This window comes from Streptomyces sp. NPDC001492 (assembly GCF_053597275.1).
In genome coordinates this window covers 199,760-221,964 of record NZ_JBSFHW010000007.1, presented here as the reverse complement: position 1 = coordinate 221,964, position 22,205 = coordinate 199,760, and the positions used below count along the sequence as shown (strand labels likewise).

Sequence of the window (22,205 nt, the reverse complement as noted above, 5' to 3'; positions counted from 1 at the left end):
GCCGGGGAAACCCCGCCTCCACGGGGCGGCAGAGCGGCTCAGGTGGCTCTGCCGCCCGTGGGCCGCGGCGAGTAAGGGGGAGCCTCGCCGCTTCGGAGCCGGTCCGCAGGGCCTGGGTCCGTACAGGGGACACGTCATGACACCGGCTCCTTGAGGACACGATCCACCGGTACGTCGGCCGTCACCGTCACCGCCGCCGGATCCAGGTCACGCGGGGTCGGCATCACGCTGCCCGGCAGCTGGACGGCCGCCGCGCCGTGTGCGACCGCCGAGGCGAGGGCCTCCGGGCCGCTGCCGCCTGCGATCAGGAAACCTGCCAGCGAGGCATCACCGGCTCCCACATTGCTGCGTACGGCGCGCGCGTGGGCGCTGCCGAACCAGGCGCCCGAGACGTCCACGAGCAGTTGTCCGTCGGCGCCCAGGCTGGCGAGGACGGCGCGCGCGCCCATCTCGCGCAGCTCCTCGGCCGCCTTCACCGCGTCGCCCACGGTGAACAGGGGGCGCCCGACGGCCTCCGCGAGCTCCTCGGCGTTCGGCTTCACCACGTCGGGCCGCTCGGGCAGCGCCTGGAGCAGGGCGGGCCCGGAGGTGTCCAGGGCGATCCGCGCGCCCCCGGCGTGCGCCCGGGCGACGACATCGGCGTACCACGCGGGTGCGAGCCCCCGCGGCAGGCTCCCGCAGCAGGCGATCCAGTCCGCGTCGGGCGACTGCCGGTGCACGGTGTTCAGCAGCAGCTCCTGCTCCTGGGCCGAGAGCTCGGGACCGGGCGCGTTGATCTTCGTGAGCACCCCGTCCGCCTCGGCGAGCGCGATGTTCGAGCGGGTGGCCCCGGCGACCGGGACCGGCGCGACCTCGATGCCCTGCGCGTCGAGCAGCTCGGCGACGAGCGCGCCCGGCGCACCGCCGAGGGGCAGCACCGCGACCGTGCGCCGCCCGGCGGCCGCGACCGCACGTGAGACGTTCACACCCTTGCCGCCCGGGTCCATGCGCTCACCGGTGGCGCGGATGACCTCGCCACGGTCGAGCGAGGGGACCTCGTACGTACGGTCCAGGGACGGGTTCGGGGTGACGGTGAGGATCATGCGCACTCGTTTTCTAGACACACAGCACTTCCGTGCCGCCGCGCTCGATGGCGGTGGCGTCTTCCGGGCTCAGCCCGCTGTCGGTGATCAGCAGGTCCACGTCGCTCAGGTCGCCGAAGCGGGCGAAGTGCTCCTGGCCGTGCTTGGACGAGTCGGCGAGCAGCACCACCCGGCGGGCCGCGGCCACCGCCGCGCGCTTGACCGCGGCCTCGGCGAGGTCGGGGGTGGTCAGACCGTGGTCGGCGGAAAAGCCGTTCGCCGCCACAAAAAGTACATCAGCCCGGATTTCGCTGTAGGCCCGCAGCGCCCAGGCGTCCACGGCGGCGCGCGTACGGTTCCGCACCCGCCCCCCGACGAGGTGGAGCTGGATGCCGGGGTGGTCCGCGAGGCGGGCCGCGATCGGCAGGCTGTGCGTGACGACGGTGAGCGACGACTCCAGGGGCAGCGCGGCGGCGAGCCTCGCCACCGTCGTACCGGCGTCGAGGATCATCGTGCCCTCGCCGGGCAGCTCCGTGAGGGCCGCCTTGGCGATGCGGTCCTTCTCGTCGGTGGAGGTGCCCTCGCGCTCGGCGAGGTCGGGCTCGAAGTCGAGCCGCCCGGCCGGTATGGCACCGCCGTGCACCCGCCGGACGAGCCCCGCGCGGTCGAGGGCCTTCAGGTCCCGGCGGATCGTCTCCGCCGTCACCTTGAACTCCTCGGCCAGCGACACCACGTCCACCCGCCCGCCGTCCCGGGCAAGCCGGAGGATCTCCTGCTGCCGCTCCGGTGCGTACATGTCCGTTCACCTCCGACCCATGCCCGAACTTGTGGTTTCACTCGGAGGCTACGCCCGGATTTCTGGAAAGTAAACAGGTTCGGGCGCCACTCGGACACAAACGGGCATCGATGGCGGATACACGAGATCGACGCCGGGATCCGTGCCGAGAAGTGAGCAGACGGCTGCGGAAGCCCTGACGGGCAGTCACCCCGTCCGTATCCTGGACTCCTGGACGCAACTTCTTCGGGGGGTGTTGTGGACACGGACGACCCCAACCCGCGCGCCCGGGCGGACGGCGGTCGCAACTGGCCCATCAATGTGGTCCAGGCGCTGCTCGCCTCGCCCAAGCTGGCGGACGGTCTGACCCGGGCACTGCTGTTCGAGCTGGTCGGGGCGGAGCTGGCGCAGCCGCTGGAGGCTGCGGACCAGCCGAGCCTGATGCGCGAGTTCCTGGACCTGGTGCGGTACTGCGAGGAGCAGCAGGGTGGTCTGATGGCGTTGGCGCACGCGGTGGAGCGGATCGAGGGCCCGAGCTGGACCTCCCATGTGGTGGGCGAGCTGGTGCGGCAGCGGCTGGCCCGGGCGCCGTCGGCCGGGGTCAACGGGGCCGCGGTCGCGGCGTACCGGCGGATCGACGACCGCCGGGACTTCTTCGTCTCGTACACCGCCGCGGACCGCAGATGGGCCGTGTGGATCTCGTGGCAGCTGGAGAAGGCGGGCTACAGCGTCCTGGTGCAGGAATGGGACTTCGTTCCGGGCAGCAACTGGCTGTTCGGCATGGACGGGGGCGTGACACAGTGCGAACGCACCATCGCGGTCCTCTCCCCGGCGTATCTGGACTCCGTCTACGGCCGGCTGGAGTGGCAGGCGGTCCAGCACGGCGACCCGACCGGCCTGCTGCGCAATCTCGTGCCGGTGATGGTGGACCGGTGCGCCCCGCAGGGCCTGCTGGGCTCGGTCGTGTACATCGATCTGTCCTCTCCGGAACTGGACGTCGAGGCAGCCCAGGAAGCTCTGCTGGCGGGCGTCGGCGGCGCGCGCACCGGCCGCTCCAAACCCACCGTGGCTCCCCCCTTCCCCCGCTCGGAGGGGCCGCGTTGACGGAGGCGGGCGGCGAGGACCGCAACGCCTCCCGGATACGCGCCCGGATCGGTGCGCGCACGGCGCGCACGCTGCTCGACATGCGGGCGCTGGACACGGCCGAGGGGCGCGCCGAACTGGTCGCCGCGGTGGGCCGGGAGACCGGGCGTCCGCTCGCCACACGGGACGAGGACACCGCGGCCGGGCAGTTCCTGGACGTCTTCCGGCACTGCTGCGTGGACCCGGGCGGGCTGTCGGTGCTGGCGGACGTGGTGCACGGCCTGGATCCGTACTGTCCGCAGGTGTTCGCCGTGCGGCGGCTGGCCGACGAGTGGACCGCGGTGGGCTCGCTGGAGGGGTTGGCGGTCCTCGGGTCCTGGCGGTTTCTCGCCGAGGCGCTGCGCCCGCTGCAGCCGCTGCCGTACCCGTACAAGATGCGGTCCGCCCTGATGTGGCTCGCCACCGGGAAGCGGCTGACCGAACCGCCGCCGCACGCCGAGAACCCGTGGCACGACTTCCTCTATCTCGCCGGGCAGAACACGGCACCCGGTGAGCTGCCCCCGTGGATGCTCCACCTGGATGTGTGCGCCCCGTACATGAGCGGAGAGCTCAGCGAGGAGGTGATGGCCCGCAACCGGCACTGGTCGCTGGGCCTCGGCCTGTCCGAGCTGCTGGACGAGGAGCGGAACAGGGCGCGCGGGTCGTCGGTGTCCGGGGTCGCCCGGCAGCTGAGACGGTATCTGGCGATCCGTATCGAGACGGACCCCCTGAACAACACCCAGTACAACGTGTTCCCTTCGCACATGTCGGACGGGCCGGGCCGCGGCTGGGTGCAGGGGCAGCCGCGGCACCAGGTGCCGGTGGAGCAGCTGGAGGACGTGGTCGGCTCGATCGTCCGGCAGAACGAGCGGCACCGTCCCGCGGGGCCGGCCGGTACGGCCGAACCGGCCCCGCTCTTCCTGGAGTTCGTGCTGCCGTTCGAGCTGCTGAACCTGCCCGTGGAGTGGTGGCCGCACGACTGGGACTGGGCCGCGCAGGTGACGTCGGCGAGCGAGTTCTCGGTGGTCATCCGCAGCCTGGACCGCCTGCAGACCCGGGAGTGGCACGAGTTCTGGAACACCCGCTGGCGGCAGCTCGGCGCGGACGAACCGCCGTCGCGCTCGGTCTGCTACGCGGCCGACACCCGGGTACGTTCCGGTGCGCACGCCCTGGAGCAGCGCCTCGACGAGGACGAGCACCTGGTGGCCCTGGTGCTGAGCGAACCGCCGCTGACCGGCACCGGGCAGGGCAGCCAGGAGCTGCAGACCGCCTTGCGCATGGGGTTGCCCGTGGTGATCTGGAACCGGGCGGACCGGGCCACATCGGGGTTGCGGGAGGTCCTGGACGAGTTGCTCCGCGGCGGCCTGAAGCGGTTCCCGGCCAGGGTCGACGCGTATCGCCGGGAGGCCGCCGGCCAGAACGGCGAAGCCGCCACCGCCGGCCGCACCGGCCACATCGGCCGCCATCTGACGGTCCTGTGGGACGACGCCGAACGCAACCCGATGGATCCGGACCCGGCCTGACGGGTCTTCGGGGGGTCGGGGCACGTGCACAGCCGTACGACCGGACCGCGCAGTGCGGCCGGCAACCGGAGAGGACACCGCTGATGTCGCCGACCGCCGAGCCCTGGGGCGTCTACCGAGGAACCGGCCTGCCCGGCTCAGCGGCCGCCGGCCCCTGGCCGGAGCCGCCGCCCTGGCGCCGGTACCCCGCCGTCCCCTGCCTGCCCCCGCCGCCCGACGACCCGTACGCGTCGTCCGTGCTCGGCGAGCCGGCGAAGCCGCTGCCGGCCGCCCCCGGCGAGGTCGAGCGGGTCAACGCGGCGCTGGCGCTGTGCCGTCCCCTGCTGGTGACCGGCGAGCCCGGCACCGGCAGGTCGGCGCTCGCGTACCGGATCAGCCGCGAGCTGGGCCTCGGCCGGGTGCTGCGCTGGCGCCTCACCAGCGTGTCCACCCTCCAGGAGGGCCTCTACGACGGGGCCGGCCGGCTCGGCCCGCTGGGCACCGCCTTCCTGCCGTACCGCAGACCGCGGGTCCTGCTCCTCGACCGGCTGGACCGGGCGGAGATCGCGCTGCCGGAGGACCTGTGCACGGTGCTGGAGGCGGGCGGGTTCACGGTGCCGGGGGCTCCCGCGCACATGGCGACCGACGACGACGCGGAGGCCGCGGTGGCGCTGCGCGGCGGCGCCGTACGGTGTCACGCCTTCCCTCTCGTGGTGATCACCACCGGCGGCGACCGCGACGTGTCGCCTGCGCTGGCCGAGCAGTGCGTGCCGTTGCCGCTGGCGCCGCCGACCCGGGCGGTGCTGGAGGCCATCGCGACGGCGCACTTCCCGCAGGGCCTGGCGGAGGACGTCCTGACCGCGTTCCTGGACCGCGCCGAGGCGGCCCAGGGGTCGGTGGTGCGCAGGCTCCTCGATGCACTGCACCTGACGGCCCAGGGCGCACTGACCTCCCTGGCCGAAGGGCGCAGCTGGCAGGAGGCACTGGACACGGTGTGGGCGTGGACGGAGGCGGAGCAGCCATGAGCAGCGCTCCGCCGGAGACAGCGCGATATGCCGTCTGTCATCTGCGGTGCCGTTGTGGCTGGTCGCTCCCCCGCTCTCGGCTTCGCTCGAGCGGGGGGACCCCCATCGCGGCGCAGCCGCACATCGATACAGCCCCGCGCCCCTTCAGGGCGCGGCCTGCGTCACCCCACGCACTACGACCCGTCGGCCCCGCCCCCACCACCGGAACGGAGGCCGACACCCCATGACCCCACCCTCCACCTGGCCCCCGCTGCCTCCCGAACTACCCGAAGCGTTACGCCGCACCGGCACCGCCCTGCGGCGGCCCGCCGGGCACCCCGCAGGCACCCGCTGGGACGTCGCCGTGGTCACCGACTCCGGGCCCACCATGGGGATCTGGGAGCCGACGGTGCGGGCGTTCGCGCGCGAACTGCACCGCACCGGCTGCTTCGGCAGGATCACCACGCACCGGCTCCCGTACGGGCGCGGAAGGGCCCCGGCGACCCTGCCGCGGCATGGTGCGGCGGGCAGGCTGACCCTGCTGCTCACCGACGGTGCCGGGCCGCACTGGCGTGACCACGGGGTGGAGCCCTTGCTGCGGCGCTGGGCGCAGGCCGGGCCGGTCTGTCTGGTCCATCTCCTGCCGCACCCGGTGTGGCCGGTGACGGGTCTGCGCGGCTGGCAGGTGCAGCTGCGCTCCCCCGCTCCGGGAGCGCCCAACAACCGGCTGCGCCGGCGGGCCCGGGGGCTGGGCCCCGACCCGTACGACCTGGCGTCGGCGCCCGGGCGGCCGGACGTACCGGTCCCCGTCCTCGAGCTGTCCGCCCGCTGGCTGGACGCCTGGGCGAGCCTGCTGGGCGGGGCGCCCCCGCGCTGGCTGCCGCTCACGGTGACCTTCCCCCGCGCCCATGTGCCCGCCCCTCCCGAACCGGACCCGCTGCCGCAGGACGCCCCCGCGCTGGTGGCCCGGCTGCGGTCGGCCGCGCCCCAGCAGGTGTTCACGCTGGCCACCATGCTCGCCGCGATCCCCCTCACCGACCCGCTGGTCCGGCAGGTGCAGGACACGCTGCTGCCGGGCAGCTCGCTCACGGACTTCGCGCTGCTGCTCGCCCAGGGGATCGTCCGCCCGGCCGACCGCGCGTTTCCCGCCTACGAGTTCGCGCCCGGCGTGCGCGAGGAGCTGCTGGCCGCCGGACGCCGTACCGACCTGGTCCGGGTTGTCGAACTGGTGGGGGATCGCCGGGGACCCGGCGGGGAACACTTGTGGCGACTGCCCCGGCTGCTGCGCGGCGAGTCCGTGTCCCAGGTCCCTTCCGTGGACGCGGAGTCCGGTCCGTGGCTGCTGGCGGAAAGCGCCGTGCTCCACGCCCTGTCCGGGCCGTTCCTGAAACCGGCCGGAGAGGTGGACGAGGCGGTCGCGGGCCTCCGTGAGGAGCCTGCGCACCGGCACTCGTCCCGCACCAGCACCACCGCACCGTTCACACTCAGCGACCCCGTCGCCCGCACCCCGGGCGACTCCGACCACCCGACGCATCAGGGGAACAGGAGGCCGGTGATGCCAGAGCAGGTCCCGGCGCACACGGCGGGTACCGAGCGCACCAGGAACACCCCCACGGTCTGGGGGAACATCCCGCCGCGCAACCCGAACTTCACGGGCCGCAAGGATCTCCTGGAGGCCCTCCACCAGCGGCTGCTGCAGGAGAAGACGACAGCCGTCCTGCCCCACGCCCTGCACGGCATGGGCGGTGTCGGCAAGAGCCTGCTGGCGGTGGAGTACCTGTATCGCCGGATGTCCGAGTACGACGTGGTGTGGTGGATCTCCGCCGAGCGCACCGCGCAGATCTCCCTGTCCCTGGTGGAGCTCGCCCCGCGCCTCGGCATCACCGCCGGCAGCGACGCCTCCTCGACGGTCGCGGCCGTCCTGGAGGCGCTGCGCATCGGACGGCCGTACGCCAACTGGCTGTTGGTGTTCGACAACGCCGAGAGCCCGGAGGCGGTAAGGGCGTTCTTCCCGGCGGGCGGCCCCGGCAACATCCTCATCACCTCCCGCAACCCCCAATGGGCGTCCATCGCCCGCCCGTTGGAGGTCGACGTCTTCCTCCGCGAGGAGAGCAAGCAGCTGCTGCGGCTGCGCGGTCCTGAGATCAGCGACGAGGACGCCGACCGGCTGGCCCAGGCGCTGGGCGACCTGCCGCTGGCCATCGAGCAGGCGGCCGCCTGGCACGCGGAGACCGGCATGCTGGTCGACGAATACCTGCGCCTGCTCACCGAGAAACGCGTGGACCTGCTGCGCGGCACCGCACCGCTGGACAACCAGCACCCGGTCATCGCCGCCTGGAACATCTCCCTGGACCAGCTGGAGACCAAGAACCCGGCCGCCTACCAGCTCCTCCAGGTCTGCTCCTTCTACGCCCCCGAGCCCATCGCCCGCTCCCTCTTCGCCCGTATGCCGCGCGGCTCGATCGCACCGGAACTGGACCTGGCCCTGGAGGACCCGATCCGCCTCGGCCAGGTCATCCGGGAGATCGGCCGCTACTCACTGGCCCGCTTCAACCACCGCAACAACTCCCTCCAGATGCACCGCCTGGTCCAGGCCGCCCTGTTGTACCGGATGACGGAGGAGGACCGGTCGACGATGCGGCGGGGAGCGCATCTGCTGCTGGCCGCGAGCGATCCCAACGACCCGGACAACGTGCTGCGCTGGGACCGGTACGGCGCGCTCTACCCGCATGTGCTGGTCTCCGAGGCGGCCCAGTCCGACGAGGGCTGGGTGCGCAACCTCGTCGTCAACGAGGTCATCTACCTGCTGCGGTTCGGCGACTACCAGCCCTGTCTGGAACTCGCCCGCACCGCGCACGAGACGTGGTCCGGAAAACTCGGCCAGGACCACCCCCAGACCCTCCAGGTGGCCCGATGGCTGGGCTTCCTGCTCTTCAGCCTGGGCCGCTACCGGGAGGCCGCCGAGCTCAACTCCGCCACCCTGGAGGCCTATCGGCGCACCGTCGGCCCCGACGCCCAGGACACCGCCGACGCGCTGGGCAACGTCGCCATCGACCACCGGGTACGCGGCGCCTTCAGCGAGGCCCTCGCCCTCTCGGAATCCGTCCACCAGCAGTACTTACGGCTGCTGGGCCCCGACGACCCCGAAACCCTGCGCGCCGCCCACAACCTCGGCGTCAGCCTCCGCCTCGTCGGCGACTTCGCCCGTGCCCGCGACCTCGACCAGCAGACCTGGAACGGCTACACCGAGATCTACGGCCAGGACCATGTGCTCTCGCTGCTGAGCTGGCTCGGCTTCATCCTCGACACCCGGGAACTGGGCGAGTACGCCGTCGCGCTGACGTACCACCGAGAGCTGGTCGACCGGTCCAGTTCCCTGCTGGGCAGCACCAATCCCCTCAGCCTCTCCTGCTACCGGCACCTCGCGGTGGCCCTGCGCAAGGCGGGCGAGCACCGGGAGGCGATGGAGACGGCCGAGCAGGCCCGCACCGACCTCATCCACCGGTACGGCACCGACAACCCCGAATCCATGGCCGCCACCCTGGAGTTGTCGGTGCATCTGCGGCACAGCGGCGACCTTCCGGAAGCGCTGCGGCTGGGCACCGACATCTGCGAGCAGTACGAGAAGACGTACGGCAAACACCATCCGCACGCCCTGTCGGCCGCGCTGAACCTGGCGATCACCTACCGGCTGCTGGGCAACGCGTCGGCCTCCCAGTACATCAACTCACTGGTGCTGGAGGAGTTCACGGCGACCCTGGGCGAGATGCACCCGTCGACCCTGGTGTGCCGCACCAACCTCGCCAGCGACCACTACGCCCTGGGCGATCCGGCCACCGCCCACGAACTGGACACCGAGACCCTGCGCCGCTCCCGCGAGGTCTTCGACGACGATCACCCCTCCACCCTCGCCTGCGCCGCCAACCTCGCCATGGACCTGCGCGCCCTCGGCCACACCGAGGAGGCGGCCACGCTCCACACCGACACCCATGAACGTCTCAGCCGCAAGCTGGGCAGCAGCCACCCCGCGGTGCGGATGTCTGCCGACTGGGAACACCGGGCCGATTGCGACATCGACCCCATGCCGTTGTAACAGGGGTTTGGCCGTCGGTTGTCTGCGGCTGCGTGGGGGCTGGTCGCGCCCACGCGGCGGAGCCGCACATCGATACAGCCCCGCGCCCCTAAAGGGGCGCCAGCCACTGCGCCAGTGCTACCGGATCCGGTGGTTCCGGCAACAAACGGCTTACTGCTACGGCCAGTTCGGGGCTGTTGGTCAGGGCGGCACCGGCAGCCTGCTCGCCCGTCTCGGTGAGCGCCAGGCCCAGGCCTGCCCAGGCCGCTGGTCTGGCTCCGGGGACCGCCAGTTCCTCGGCGTAGAGCTCCACCGCGGTCTTCGCGTCGCCTGCCACCAGGGCCAGGTCGGCCGCGGCGGCGCCGGGGACCTGGGCGGCGGGATCGTCGTCGGCGAGCAGTCTCGCGTACTCCGCGGGGTCGACGAGGCTGAGGCGGGACAGCAGCGCCAGGGTGTCCAGCCGGCAGGCGCCGGGGTCCGTGTGCAGTTCGGGCTGCGGCGCCGGCCCCAGCGGGGTGCCCGCGACGTCGACGGCCTCCCGGTGGCCGTGCTGCCATGCCTGCGCCAGCGCCTGCGCATAGGCCTTGGGGGTGTGCAGGTGGTGGGCCCGCCAGGTCGCGTGGTGGTGGGCGGACGCCAGCCGGGCAAGGTTCCGCTCGTGCTCACCCACCGGCTCCGCGCGCCAGGGCTCGGTCTGCTCCGTGAGCGCCTCGCAGAGCCGGCGCCCGAGCGGGGTCAGCAAGGGGTGGTCCCGCAGGGTGGCGAGCACCTGGTCCAGGGCGTCCCGCAACAGCGCGAACTCGAAGCCCGCGAGGCCCTCCTCCCCGCGCGCACGCCAGTACCGCGCCACCCCCGAAAAGGCGTACGCCCCGTGCACCAGCCCGCCCAGTGGACGCGGATCGTCCCGCCAGGGGGCGTAGAACAGGTCGCCGCAGTCCTCGAAGAGCGGGGCGAGGAAGATGAGGCCGTTGAGCAGGGTGTGCCGGAACTCATGGATGAGGGCCACACCGAGCTGGGCCGGCAGCACCGCCGTGTCCTCGTCGGGTTCCGTCAGCAGTACGCAGCCGAAGGCGTCGCTGGACGAGGCCGTGCGCCCGCGCAGGCGTTCCCGGTGGGGCAGCGGGACGAGGGACAGCAGCCCGGCGGAGAGCGCGCGGGCGTCGGCCCGGTGGTCGGCCACGAGAAGGGGCCACATGGCGGAGATCCAGCGCTGCCAGTCGGCGAACTGCTCGGGTGCCAGCCGCCGGGAGGCGGCCAGCCCGGTGACCGCCGGGTACGGGCCGAGGTCGTCGATGGCGAGCGTGAGGGTCAGGCCCTCGGCCGTGGCGCGCAGCCGGCGCAGCCCCTGCCAGCCGGGGACCTCGCGTTCGGGATCCTCCGGCAGCGTCACCGCCGTACCGTCCCCGGCGATGCTGACCACGCCGTCCCGCGCCCGGACCTCGGCCGTCCCCCAGCGCTCGGCGGTGTCCAGGCGCGCACGCCCCAGGCACGGCAGGAAGACAGTTCCCTCCCGCACCGGGACCCGCATCCGGAAGGGGGCGCCCGCCATGATCGACACGGTGGCCGCGAACTGGGCGAGGAAACCCAGCTCCACCCAGAGCGGCACGTCCTGCGCGCTCTCGTCCCGGTCGGTCCGTGACAGCCGCCGGAACAGGGCGGCCGCCCACAGGCCGACCTGCGGATCGAGCAGTACGGCGCGAACGGCCTCGGGGGCCCGCTTCTCGACGCTCTCCAGCAGCCGCCAGGCCTCCCCGACCCCGGCGGCCTCGGCCTCGGGGGTACCGGCGCAGGAGTCCAGGATTCCCCGCATGAGGAGCAGCCGGCGGCTGTACTCCACGTCCAGGAGCACGGCGACCGCGGTGTCGTCCTCGGTGGTGGCCAGCAGGGACCGCAGGACGGACACGGAGAGCTGGTGATGGTGCATGGGCACGACTTCCTCGTTCCCGGCCGGGGGTGACGTGCCGTGAAATTTAACCGGTCGGGTCCTGCACGGAGACCGTGTTGCCCATTATTTCGGGGACTCCTGCAGGACGGGGCGGCAACTAGCTACCGCTGCTGCCACCGATGGTGGAAAGCGGTTGGTTGACGCAGCGCCTCAGATGCCTGACGGAGGATTCCAGAACCATGCTGTCCAGGCTGCTGAGCTCTCCCAGAGAAAGCCCCGAGAGGTCGGGAAGCCAGCTGGACATGGCCGTCTCCGACGCTGCCGCCTCGGATGGAGTGGCCTGATTCCTCGATGCCATGACGTCCCGTCGCTTCCCGGATGAACACGTGTCGAGGACACCCTCCTACACAACACCCTGCCCCTGCAAAGACTCTAGGGACAGGGTGTCAGGTGCGCTACCTGACAGGAGCGAGATTCTCCTGCGGGGCGGCCTCCGGTGCGCTCCCGACGTGCGGTTCGGCCGTCTCGGCCTGCTCCGCCGGCTCCCCCGCCTCCCCGGCCCGCTTCGGCAGGGCGAACATCAATACGAAGATGGCCCCCATCACCGCGGCGACCCACCCCAGCGCATGCTGGAAGGCGTTCACGAACGCCGGGCCCACCTCGGACCGCGTCAGCCGGTCGCCGATCTCCCCGAAGAACACCACCGAGACCAGCCCGAGCCCCAGCGCGTTCCCCATCTGCTGCACGGTGTTGATGAGCCCCGACGCCGAGCCGGCGTGCTCGCGCGGCACGTCCGAGAGCACCGCGTCGGTCAGCGGGGCGACGATCAGGCCCATGCCGACGCCCATCACGATCAGGGGCAGCGCCATCTGCCAGGAGGCGATGGCGAGGCCGTAGCGGCCGGACTCCCAGATGTAGAGCAGGACGCCCGCGGCCATGAGCAGCGCGCCCGCTTGGAGCACCTTGCGGCCGAAGCGCGGCACCAGCTTCTGCACGGACAGGCCGGCCGCGGTGGAGACGGAGATCGAGAACGGCACCCCGGTCAGCCCCGCCCGCAGCGGGCTCCAGCCCAGGCCGGTCTGCATGTACAGCGTCCACACCAGGAAGAACACCCCGAGCGCGATCCCGAAGACGGTCTGCACGGCGATACCGGCTGCGAAGCTCTTCACCCGGAACAGCGACAGCTCCACCAGCGGAGACCCGTCCCGTACGGCCTTGCGCCTCTCGTACGCCACCAGCACCGCGAAGACCACCAGCGCACCGGCCATGGAGGCGTACCCCCACAGCGGCCAGTGCAGCTCACGGCCGCGGGTCAGCGGGTAGAGCAGCATCGTCAGACCGAGGGTGACGAGCGCTACTCCGACCAGGTCCAGCTTCAGCGCCCGCGGTGCCTTCGACTCGGTGATGAAGCGGCTGCCGAGGAGCAGGCCCGCGATGCCGACCGGGAGGTTGATGAGGAAGATCGGCCGCCATTCCAGACCCCACAGGTTCCACTCGGTCAGCAGCGCGCCGAGCAGCGGGCCCGAGACGGCCCCGAGCCCCACGATCGCGCCGAACAGACCGAACACCTTGCCCCGCTCGTGCGCCGGGAAGGTGGCGTGCACGATCGACAGGACCTGCGGCACCATCATCGCCGCCATGGCGCCCTGGAGGATCCGGGAGGCGACCAGCATCTCCGGGTTCGCGGCGAAGCCGCACAGCGCGGAGGCGAGGGTGAACCCGCCGATGCCGACGAGGAACAGCCGCTTGCGGCCGTGGATGTCGCCGAGCCGTCCGCCGGTGATCAGCCCCGCGGCGAAGGCGAGGGCGTAGCCCGCGGTGATCCACTGGATCTGGCTGACGGAGGCGCCGGCGTCCCGCTGGATCGACGGGATGGCGATGTTGACGATCGTGACGTCGACGAGGTCCATGAAGGCCGCGGTCATCACGATGGCGAGGGCGAGCCAGCGCCTGCGGTCGCCCGCGGCGGGCGGGGCACCCAGGGTGCCCGTGGAGACGGGAGGGATCTCGGTGGAGGTCATACCCCGAAGCTAGACCCCCATTAGGTCAGATCGTGTCCTACTTCTGCGGCATGCTCTCACCATGACGACGGACACCCCGGCCCGACTCCTCCAACTCCTCTCCCTCCTCCAGACTCCCCGGGAATGGCCCGGCGGCGAGCTCGCCGAGCGGCTGGGCGTGTCGCGGCGCACGGTGCGGCGGGACATCGACCGGCTGCGCGAGCTCGGCTATCCGGTGCAGGCGACCCTGGGTGCCGAGGGCGGCTACCGCCTGGTCGCGGGGAAGGCGATGCCGCCGCTGGTGCTCGACGACGAGGAGGCCGTGGCGATCGCGGTCGGGCTGCGGGCGGGCGCCGGGCACGCCCTGGAGGGCGTGGACGAGGCCTCCGTACGGGCCCTCGCGAAGCTGGAACAGGTGCTGCCCTCCCGCCTGCGCCACCGTGTCTCCACGCTCCAGGCCGCCACCACGCCGCTGACCAGCGGGGACGGGGCGAGCATCGCACCCGAGACGCTGACCGTCATGGCGTCCACGGTGGCCGGGCACGAGCGCCTGCGCTTCGCCTACCGCGCCGGCGACGGCACCGAGTCACGACGCCTGACGGAGCCGTACCGCCTCGTCTCGACCGGCCGCCGCTGGTACCTCGTCGCCTACGACCTCGACCGCGCCGACTGGCGGACGTTCCGCGTCGACCGCGTGAGCGACCCCTTCGCAACCGGCGCCCGGTTCGCCCCGCGGGAGCTGCCGACGGGAAACGCGGCGGAATACCTGCGCCGCTCGATGCAACGACACCAGGAGTCGTACGACTTCGAGGTCACCTTCGCGGCCCCCGCGGAAACCGTCGCGACCCGCATCCCGTCCTGGCTGGGCACACCGGAACCGATCGACGCCCACACCTGCCGTCTGCGGGCCCGGACCGGCGACGCGGCGGACTGGCTCGCGGTCCGACTGGCCCTGGTGGGCTACGAGTTCACGGTCCGGGAACCGACCGAACTGGTGGAGAGCGTACGGGAGTTGGGCGGACGGCTGGTGCGGGCCGGGGGTGGGTGACGCAGGGGCACGTTAGCGAAACGTGACGATCCTATGGCAGAGTGTCACGCGCAATCGGGTCGCACGGCCCGTTTGACCAGCGTCCGGAGGACGTTGGGCACACGTGACGGCGGGCCACCCCAGTGTTCAGGTCTGGGGTGACCCGCCGTCATGTGTGTTCCGGCGAGATCCCGGCCCGCCCGAAAGAGAGCCGGGCCCCGGCGCCCGGGGGGAGGGGCGCCGAAGCCCGGCTCAGGAAAGTCCCGCCGCCGGGGGGGATGTGCGTCGGGACGTGGTCCGGTGGTTGCCGTGGTCCGGTCGTTCAGGGGGCGGGATGATGCCGCCGAACTCCTGTGCCCTGAAGTCTTGTTCCCTGCGTTCTGACGGTTGAAGCGGCGTTGAACCGCCATGTTTGCGCGGTCTTTCGCCACCCGGCGTGCGCGGCCACCGGCGCGTACGCCACCCGGCGCTCACCGGGTGCCGTACGCGCCCTGTGACCGAGCCTCAGGCCGCCGCCTCGAAGCCCGTGTCGCGTGCCAGCTTCTTCAGCTCCAGCAGGGCGTGCTTCTCGATCTGCCGGATCCGCTCGCGGGTCAGACCGTGCTCCTTGCCGACCTCCGTCAGCGTGCGCTCGCGGCCGTCCTCGATGCCGTAGCGCATCTTGATGATGGACGCCGTGCGCGGGTCGAGGCGGCCGATGAGGTGGTCGAGTTCCTCGCTGCGCAGCAGGGTGAGGACGGACTGCTCGGGGGAGACCGCGGAGGTGTCCTCGAGCAGGTCGCCGAACTGCGTGTCGCCGTCGTCGTCCACCGACATGTTCAGCGAGACCGGGTCGCGGGCCCAGTCCAGGACGTCGATCACACGGTCCGCGTTCGAGCCGAGCTCGGCGGCGATCTCCGCGGGCTCCGGGTCGCGGCCGTGCTCGCGGTTGAACTCGCGCTGCACACGGCGGATCCGGCCCAGCTCCTCCACCAGGTGGACGGGCAGGCGGATGGTGCGCGACTGGTCCGCTATCGAGCGGGTGATCGCCTGGCGGATCCACCAGGTCGCATACGTCGAGAACTTGAAGCCCTTGCGGTAGTCGAACTTCTCGACCGCGCGCACCAGACCGGCGTTGCCCTCCTGGATCAGGTCGAGCAGGGGCAGGCCGCTACGGGGGTAACGGCGCGCCACGGCCACGACCAGGCGGAGGTTGGAGCGGATGAAGATGTCCTTGGCGCGCTCGGCCTCGGCCACCAGGGCCTCGAGCTCCTCGCGCGTGGCCTCGGCCTTGGACTCCTCGTACCCGTCGAGAACCTGTCGCGCGAACACACCCGCCTCGATGATCTGGGACAGCTCGACCTCCTTGGCGGCGTCGAGCAGCGGTGTGCGCGCGATCTCGTCGAGGTACATGCCGACCAGGTCACGGTCGGCGATCTCGCCGGCGTGGGCGCGAACACTGCTTGCCCTGTCGGCCGTCTCGCCAGAGGCGGACTTACGACGGGCGACGGCACGGGTTGCCATGCGTGCTCCCTTGCGATGGTGGGCTGGCGGGTGGTCTCTCAGACGCCGGGCACTCGCCTTCGAGTGCCGCTGAGCACTTTGGTCGGGTGCCCTGCATCCGATGGAAACAACGACTGGAATCCGGACAGAATTCCCAACCCGCCCCCCGATTTTTCTGATCATGCAGTACCCTGTCCGGCCACAGAGGGAGGCCAGATGGCGTCGGAGCGTACAGAGGTGCAGGTCAGGCCGGGAGCCGAGGAGGACCTCGACGCTCTCACCGACATCTACAACCACTATGTACGTGAGACGCCCATCACATTCGATACCACCGTCTTCACTCCGGAGGAGCGGCGTCCTTGGCTGCTCTCCCACCCTGTAGACGGGCCGCACCGGCTGATGGTTGCCATGGATGCGGACACACAGGAAATTCTGGGCTACGCCACATCCAGCCCTTACCGCATGAAACCAGCCTACGAGACGTCGGTCGAGGTCACGGTGTACGTGGCCCCGCACGCGGGCCGCCGCGGCATCGGCACGCTCCTGTACAAGGCGCTCTTCGAGGCCCTCGCGGACGAGGACCTGCACCGCGCCTACGCGGGCATCGCACAGCCCAACGAAGCGTCCACGCGACTGCATGAACGCTTCGGGTTCCGCTACGTCGGCACCTACCGGGAGGTGGGCCGGAAGTTCGGCAGGTACTGGGACGTCGCCTGGTACGAGAAGGAGCTGTAGGCCCGCAGGGGCCCTGAGGCCTCAGCCGAACTGCACCGACCGCTTCGCCATCCCCATCCAGAAGCCGTCGATCACGGACTTCTGCGCGTCCAGCTCGCCGGTGACGTCCGCCGCGCCCATGGTCACGAACAGCGGGGCGAAGTGCTCGGTGCGCGGGTGCGCGTAGCGGCCGGCCGGGGCCTTGTGGAGGAAGTCCAGCAGGCCGTCCCAGTCCCGCGCTTCCAGCGCCTTGCGGCCCCAGTCGTCGAACTCCGAGGACCAGGTCGGCACTCCCCCGCCCGTGTGGCGCAGCGCGGCCAGGTTGTGGGTGAAGAAGCCGGAGCCGACGATCAGGACGCCCTCGTCGCGCAGCGGCGCCAGTTTGCGGCCGATCTCCATCAGCTTCACCGGGTCGAGCGTGGGCATCGAGATCTGCAGGACCGGGATGTCGGCGGCCGGGAACATCTCGACGAGCGGGACATAGGCACCGTGGTCGAGGCCGCGGTCGGGGATGTCCTGCACGGGTATGCCGGGGGCGCGCAGCAACTTCCGTACGGACTCGGCGAGTTCGGGAGCGCCGGGGGCCTCGTACGTCACCTGGTAGTAGTGCTCGGGGAAGCCCCAGAAGTCGTAGACGAGCGGGATCGTCCGCACCGCGCCCAGCGCGAGCGGGGCCTCCTCCCAGTGGGCGGAGACCATGAGGATCGCCTTGGGGCGCGGCAGGTCGGCGGACCAGGCGGCGAGTTCGCCGGGCCAGATCGGGTCGTCCGCGAGCGGCGGCGCACCGTGGCTGAGATAGAGGGCGGGCATGCGCTCCTGCGTGGCGGCGGACATGGCGGCGACTCCCAATGCTTGAACTCTCAAACTCCCTGCTTCCGAGCATACGCCCCAATTGTTTAAGATTCAAGGAGCGCTCTCGTACGATGGATACATGAATACGGCACCCACATCCGCTGACGAAGCATCCGCAGCGGCGAAACCCGCCGAGCAGACTCGCTGGCTCACCGCCGACGAGCAGCGCATCTGGCGCTCCTACCTGCATGCCACCATGCTTCTCGAGGATCACCTCGACCGCCAGTTGCAGCGGGACGCGGGTATGCCGCACATCTATTACGGGCTGCTGGTCGGCCTCGCCGAGGCCCCGCTCCGGCGGCTGCGGATGACCGAACTGGCCATGAAGTCGAAGATCACCCGCTCCCGTCTCTCGCACGCGATCGCGCGGCTGGAGAAGAACGGCTGGGTGCGGCGCGAGGACTGCCCCTCCGACAAGCGCGGGCAGTTCGCGGTGCTGACGGACGCGGGCGCCGAGGTACTGGAGCGGACCGCGCCGGGCCATGTGACGGCCGTACGGCAGGCCGTGTTCGAGCGGCTCACCCCGCAGCAGCAGGAGGCCCTCGGCGAGATCATGGAGATCGTCGCCGAGGGCCTCCAGCCCGGCGATGCGGGCGCGGACCTGCCCTGGCTCCGCTGAGCCGCTCACTCAGCAGACCAGGGCAGGTGCCGGGGTCGTACGCGAGAGGCGTCCCCTTCCTCTCGCGTACGGATGGTTCCGAAGGGGGTACCGCCGGACGGCCGCCGTCAGTGGGCGACCACCGGGACGGTCAGCTCGTCCTCGACGCCGTCCTCGGAGGACGACACCGTCGTCGAACCCGGGCGGCCGGCGTTCACGAAGGTCACGACGATCGCGGCGGCGAGCACCAGCATGCCGACGGCGAACCAGATCGCGTTGGTGTAGCCGTGCACCGCACCCTGCATCTGGACCAGCTGCGCCTGCGACTTGGAGGTCGCACCGGCGATGTGGTCCTTGATGTACGAGGTCGTCGCGGAGGCGGCGATCGTGTTCAGCAGGGCCGTACCGATCGCGCCGCCCACCTGCTGCGAGGTGTTGACCATCGCGGAGGCGACACCGGCGTCACGGGGCTCGACGCCCAGGGTGGCCAGGGACATGGCGGGCATGAACGCCGTACCCATGCCGAGACCGAGCAGCAGCATCGACGGCAGCACCACCGAGGCGTACGACGAGCCGATCTCCAGCTGGGTCAGGAAGAGCATGCCGCCGGCCGCGACCAGGAAGCCGGGGCCCATCAGCGCCCGGGCCGGGACCCGGGTCATCAGACGGGTGCCGATCTGGGTCGAGCCGACCATCATGCCCGCGATCATCGGCAGGAAGGCGAAGCCCGTCTTGATGGGCGAGTAGCCCTTGATGACCTGCAGGTAGTAGGTCAGGAACAGGAACGTGCCGAACATCGCGATGATGGCGATGCCGAGCGAGAGGTAGATGCCGCCGCGGTTGCGGTCGGTGACCACGCGCAGGGGCAGCAGCGGGGCCTTGACCCTGGCCTCGGTGACGACGAACGCGATCAGCAGGACGGCCGACGCGACGAACAGGGAGACGGTCGTGGTGTCGCCCCAGCCGTCGGACTCGGCGCGGGTGAAGCCGTAGACCAGCGACACCAGGCCGGCGGTGGAGAGCAGCACGCCCGGGATGTCGAGCGGGTTGCGGTTGCGGCCGCCCTCCGGCTCACGGATGACGAAGTACGCGCCCAGCGCGGCCACGATGGCGAACGGGATGTTCACGAAGAACGTCCAGCGCCAGTCCATGTACTCGGTGAGCACGCCACCGAGGATGAAGCCGACGGCGCCACCACCACCGGCGATCGCACCGTAGATGCCGAACGCCTTGGCGCGCTCCTTGGCGTCCGTGAACATCACGGCGAGCAGGGAGAGCGCGGCGGGCGCGAGCAGGGCGCCGAAGACTCCCTGGAGGGCGCGGGCGCCGAACATCATGGCGCCGGTGGTCGCCGCACCGCCGAGCGCGGAGGCGGCGGCGAAGCCGACCAGACCGACGACGAAGGCGCGCTTGCGGCCCCACAGGTCGGCGATCCGGCCGCCGAACAGGAGCAGACCGCCGAAGGCGAGGGCGTAGGCCGTGACGACCCACTGCCGGTTGCCGTCCGAGATGCCCAGGTCGGTCTGGGCGGAGGGCAGGGCGATGTTCACGATGGTCGCGTCGAGCACGACCATCAGCTGGGCGAGCGCTATGAAGACGAGCGCTTTCCAGCGGTTGGCGTCGCCGGTGTTCTCGACGGCGCCTGGAGCCTTTGAGGCTGTTGCAGACATGGGGGTACCCACTTCGGGACTTCGTGACGGAAAAAGGCGTCTTACGGGGACGGCTCGTCTACGGGCTTCCGGCGACGGCCGGTGATTCGGTAAGTCGGTAACTCGGTGTCGGATGTTCGGTGTAGTGACTGGCTTGCGGTGCGGAACTAATCGCAGGGCCGGCGCAGATCCTCCACGGTCACGGGTGTGCCCGGCAGGACCGAGCGGGCCGGGGCCCGCAGTCCGTCCAGGAACAGCCGCAGATGGCGGTGTACGAAGCGGTCGTTGACGAAGCAGTCGGTGCCGGCCGGGGGCCGGCTGAGCTGCGCCACCACGATCATGAGGTCCCCGACGGCAACGTCGGGGCGGAGCTGGCCGGCCTCCTTGGCGCGGTCCATCAGCTCGTTGACGGTCTGCTCGACCCGCCGACGGGCCGCTTCGAGATCGGGATGGTTCTGGTCGAAGGTGCTCTGGACCATCGGGCACAGCGCGCTGATCCGCTCGTCGGCGGCGGTGTGCACAAAGCGCTCGAGTGCCTCGAAGGCGTCCCCGGTCTCGGCGAGCGCGAGCTCGGCCGCTTCCGACGTCCGGTCCATGACGGAGCAGACGACCTCGCGGACGAGTGCGTCGCGGTCGGGGAAGTTGCGGTACACCGTGGCATTGCCCACGCCGGCCCGGCGGGCGATCTCGTCGAGCGGCACCTCGGGGCCGAACTCGGTGAACATCTCGCGGGCGGCGGCGACGATCCGCTCCCGGTTGCGCAGGGCGTCGGCGCGCGGCCGGGTCACCTTGCGCTGCGGGGCCTTCGCGGTCGTCGTGGCGGTCACGGTGTGCTCCTCGGTGAGTGGTGCTGCGAGCAGTAGGTGCTACTGCGGGCGGCCGGTGGCGCTGCGATCCGGGGAAGCACTCCCCGTTTCGCTCGGACACCTGACTAAACGGGGAGACGCTCCCCGCTTATTTCAGGTTGACGGAGAGATTTAATGTGACCTGAGTCACACCACTCTCTCGGTGAAACCCCACGTTCGGGCTCCTCCAGCGCGCGCCCGCGCAGCCCCCCGATCAGGGTGATCGAAAGGGCGCAGTCCGATGCCGCCGGCTGCCATGGACGAAGGACGCGTGCATGCAGCTCTGCCGTCGGATACGTCCACGCCGTGCGGCCGCCCTCGCCTGTGTGACCGCCCTGACCTTCGCGGTCAGCACCTCGGCCGGCACCGGACATCCGACGGCGCCCTCCACGACGGCCGGGGCGGGCCCGATCGCGCCTGCCCGCAGCGCCGTACTGAGCCCCTGCATGATCAGAGGCGGTCACGCCATCCAGCTGTCGGAGGGCGTCCCCACCGGCACCGGCTACTCCCGCTCCACGGGCACCGTCCACGCCCTGACCCTGATGGTCGACTTCTCCGACGCACCCGGCACCGGAAACGCCCTCGACCGCTTCCGCGAGTTCTTCCCGAAGACCCGCCAGTGGTTCCGCACCGCCTCCTACGGCCGGCTGGACTACCGCCCCGAGACCCCGATCCCGCACTGGCTGCGCATGCCGAAGCCGTTCAAGGCCTACGGCATAGAGCGCGGCGCCCCCTTCGACTCCGGCTACCGCGAGCTCGTCCAGGACATCGTCAGCGCCGCCGACCCCAAGGTGAACTTCCAGGAGTACGACTTCCTGAACGTGCTGGTGACGCCGAACGCCGGCCCGTCCGCCCTGGACACGGTCCTGTCCGTGACCTTCGCCGGCAACACCGAGGCCCCGGTCGCCGACGGCGTCCCCGTCGCCAACGCCTCCTTCGTCTACTCCCGCCAGGACGACGGCTCCGGCTCCTACGGCAGGACCGGCTACCGGGTGCTGCCGCACGAGAACGGCCATGTCTTCGGCCTGCCCGACCTGTACACCCAGGCGGGCGGCGGCGCCGTCGGCCACTGGGACATCATGAGCGAGGACTGGGGGGCCAACAACGACCTGCTCGGCTGGCACAAGTGGAAGCTGGGCTGGCTGGACCCGTCCCAGGTCAGCTGCGCCTCCCGGCACGGCACCACGGAGCACACGCTGACGCCGCTGGAGCGCGCGGGCGGCCCGAAGCTGGTCTTCGTGCCGCTCAGCAGTCGCACCGGGTACGCCTTGGAGGTACGCGTCCGCGCGGGCAACGACGAGGCCGTGTGCCGCCCGGGCGTATTGATCTACAAGGTCGACGCGGACGTCGACACCGGCATGGGACCGGTGAAGGTCTACGACGCCCGGCGCGACAGCGGCGGCTGCACGCGCAGCCCCAACGTCCACGCGGAACTCTCGGACGCGCCCTTCACCCCCGGCGAGGTCTTCAAGGACCCGAAGCGCGGGATCCGGATCACGGTGGCGGGAGCGGACGGCTCCGCAAGCGCGCGCAGCTACCGGGTGCTGGTGACCCGGCGGTGAGCGGCCCGCACCGGACCGGTGGGACGCCGGGGGGGACGGCCGCCGTCAAGGTGCC

General features: G+C 71.4%; 16 protein-coding genes. 8 read left to right on the top strand and 8 right to left on the bottom strand.

Going from position 1 to position 22,205, the window contains the following annotated elements:
- Positions 1 to 134 precede the first annotated feature (134 nt).
- Together pfkB and ACWC1K_RS12180 are read right to left on the bottom strand one after the other, a co-directional pair.
- Positions 135 to 1,082 (bottom strand): 1-phosphofructokinase, encoded by a 948-nt coding sequence (pfkB, locus tag ACWC1K_RS12185; RefSeq protein ID WP_450830659.1) that lies wholly within the window; start codon positions 1,080 to 1,082, stop codon positions 135 to 137.
- A gap of 13 nt (positions 1,083 to 1,095) precedes the next feature.
- Positions 1,096 to 1,857 (bottom strand): DeoR/GlpR family DNA-binding transcription regulator, encoded by a 762-nt coding sequence (locus tag ACWC1K_RS12180; RefSeq protein ID WP_450830657.1) that lies wholly within the window; start codon positions 1,855 to 1,857, stop codon positions 1,096 to 1,098.
- Positions 1,858 to 2,094: 237 nt separating this feature from the next.
- Between ACWC1K_RS12180 and ACWC1K_RS12175 the strand changes: the two genes are divergently transcribed.
- The 4 genes from ACWC1K_RS12175 (at position 2,095) to fxsT (ending at position 9,557) form a co-directional block, all read left to right on the top strand.
- On the top strand, positions 2,095 to 2,940 hold the full coding sequence (locus ACWC1K_RS12175) for a TIR domain-containing protein (RefSeq protein ID WP_450830654.1): 846 nt from the start codon (positions 2,095 to 2,097) through the stop codon (positions 2,938 to 2,940).
- Complete coding sequence (locus ACWC1K_RS12170) at positions 2,937 to 4,481, top strand: VMAP-C domain-containing protein (protein WP_450830653.1); 1,545 nt, start codon at positions 2,937 to 2,939, stop codon at positions 4,479 to 4,481. Before ACWC1K_RS12175 ends, ACWC1K_RS12170 begins: the two co-directional genes overlap by 4 nt.
- An 83-nt stretch (positions 4,482 to 4,564) precedes the next feature.
- Entirely contained in the window at positions 4,565 to 5,485 is a 921-nt protein-coding gene (locus ACWC1K_RS12165; protein WP_450830651.1) for a MoxR family ATPase, read from the top strand.
- Positions 5,486 to 5,708: 223 nt separating this feature from the next.
- The gene (gene fxsT, locus ACWC1K_RS12160; RefSeq protein WP_450830650.1) at positions 5,709 to 9,557 is read left to right on the top strand and encodes an FxSxx-COOH system tetratricopeptide repeat protein; all 3,849 of its coding nucleotides are present in this window, start codon (positions 5,709 to 5,711) and stop codon (positions 9,555 to 9,557) included.
- Positions 9,558 to 9,645: 88 nt separating this feature from the next.
- Here fxsT and ACWC1K_RS12155 read toward each other — a convergent pair whose 3' ends face one another.
- Together ACWC1K_RS12155 and ACWC1K_RS12150 are read right to left on the bottom strand one after the other, a co-directional pair.
- A complete protein-coding gene (locus ACWC1K_RS12155) occupies positions 9,646 to 11,460 on the bottom strand; it encodes an HEXXH motif domain-containing protein (RefSeq protein WP_450830649.1) in 1,815 nt (604 codons plus the stop codon).
- Between the two features lie 416 nt (positions 11,461 to 11,876).
- Complete coding sequence (locus ACWC1K_RS12150; RefSeq protein ID WP_450830647.1) at positions 11,877 to 13,442, bottom strand: MFS transporter; 1,566 nt, start codon at positions 13,440 to 13,442, stop codon at positions 11,877 to 11,879.
- Positions 13,443 to 13,503: 61 nt separating this feature from the next.
- On the opposite strand from ACWC1K_RS12150, the gene ACWC1K_RS12145 reads away from it, so the two are divergent.
- On the top strand, positions 13,504 to 14,469 hold the full coding sequence (locus tag ACWC1K_RS12145; protein WP_450830646.1) for a helix-turn-helix transcriptional regulator: 966 nt from the start codon (positions 13,504 to 13,506) through the stop codon (positions 14,467 to 14,469).
- A gap of 483 nt (positions 14,470 to 14,952) precedes the next feature.
- Here the strand turns inward: ACWC1K_RS12145 and ACWC1K_RS12140 are convergent, their stop codons facing one another.
- Entirely contained in the window at positions 14,953 to 15,951 is a 999-nt protein-coding gene (locus tag ACWC1K_RS12140) for a sigma-70 family RNA polymerase sigma factor (protein WP_450830644.1), read from the bottom strand.
- Positions 15,952 to 16,146: 195 nt separating this feature from the next.
- On the opposite strand from ACWC1K_RS12140, the gene ACWC1K_RS12135 reads away from it, so the two are divergent.
- The gene (locus ACWC1K_RS12135) at positions 16,147 to 16,665 is read left to right on the top strand and encodes an N-acetyltransferase family protein (RefSeq protein WP_450830642.1); all 519 of its coding nucleotides are present in this window, start codon (positions 16,147 to 16,149) and stop codon (positions 16,663 to 16,665) included.
- A 21-nt stretch (positions 16,666 to 16,686) separates the two neighbouring features.
- Here ACWC1K_RS12135 and ACWC1K_RS12130 read toward each other — a convergent pair whose 3' ends face one another.
- Positions 16,687 to 17,478 (bottom strand): dioxygenase family protein, encoded by a 792-nt coding sequence (locus ACWC1K_RS12130; RefSeq protein ID WP_450830641.1) that lies wholly within the window; start codon positions 17,476 to 17,478, stop codon positions 16,687 to 16,689.
- Between the two features lie 97 nt (positions 17,479 to 17,575).
- Between ACWC1K_RS12130 and ACWC1K_RS12125 the strand changes: the two genes are divergently transcribed.
- Positions 17,576 to 18,115, top strand: coding sequence for a MarR family winged helix-turn-helix transcriptional regulator (locus ACWC1K_RS12125; RefSeq protein ID WP_450830639.1), 540 nt, complete (start codon positions 17,576 to 17,578; stop codon positions 18,113 to 18,115).
- Positions 18,116 to 18,222: 107 nt separating this feature from the next.
- Here the strand turns inward: ACWC1K_RS12125 and ACWC1K_RS12120 are convergent, their stop codons facing one another.
- Together ACWC1K_RS12120 and ACWC1K_RS12115 are read right to left on the bottom strand one after the other, a co-directional pair.
- Positions 18,223 to 19,764 carry an MFS transporter gene (locus tag ACWC1K_RS12120; protein WP_450830638.1) on the bottom strand — a complete coding sequence of 514 codons (1,542 nt, stop codon included), beginning with the start codon at positions 19,762 to 19,764 and terminating at the stop codon, positions 18,223 to 18,225.
- 146 nt (positions 19,765 to 19,910) lie between these two features.
- The gene (locus ACWC1K_RS12115) at positions 19,911 to 20,570 is read right to left on the bottom strand and encodes a TetR/AcrR family transcriptional regulator (protein WP_450830636.1); all 660 of its coding nucleotides are present in this window, start codon (positions 20,568 to 20,570) and stop codon (positions 19,911 to 19,913) included.
- A 293-nt stretch (positions 20,571 to 20,863) separates the two neighbouring features.
- On the opposite strand from ACWC1K_RS12115, the gene ACWC1K_RS12110 reads away from it, so the two are divergent.
- Positions 20,864 to 22,150, top strand: a complete 1,287-nt coding sequence (locus tag ACWC1K_RS12110) for a M6 family metalloprotease domain-containing protein (RefSeq protein ID WP_450830634.1) — start codon at positions 20,864 to 20,866, stop codon at positions 22,148 to 22,150.
- The last annotated feature ends 55 nt before the right edge of the window (positions 22,151 to 22,205 follow it).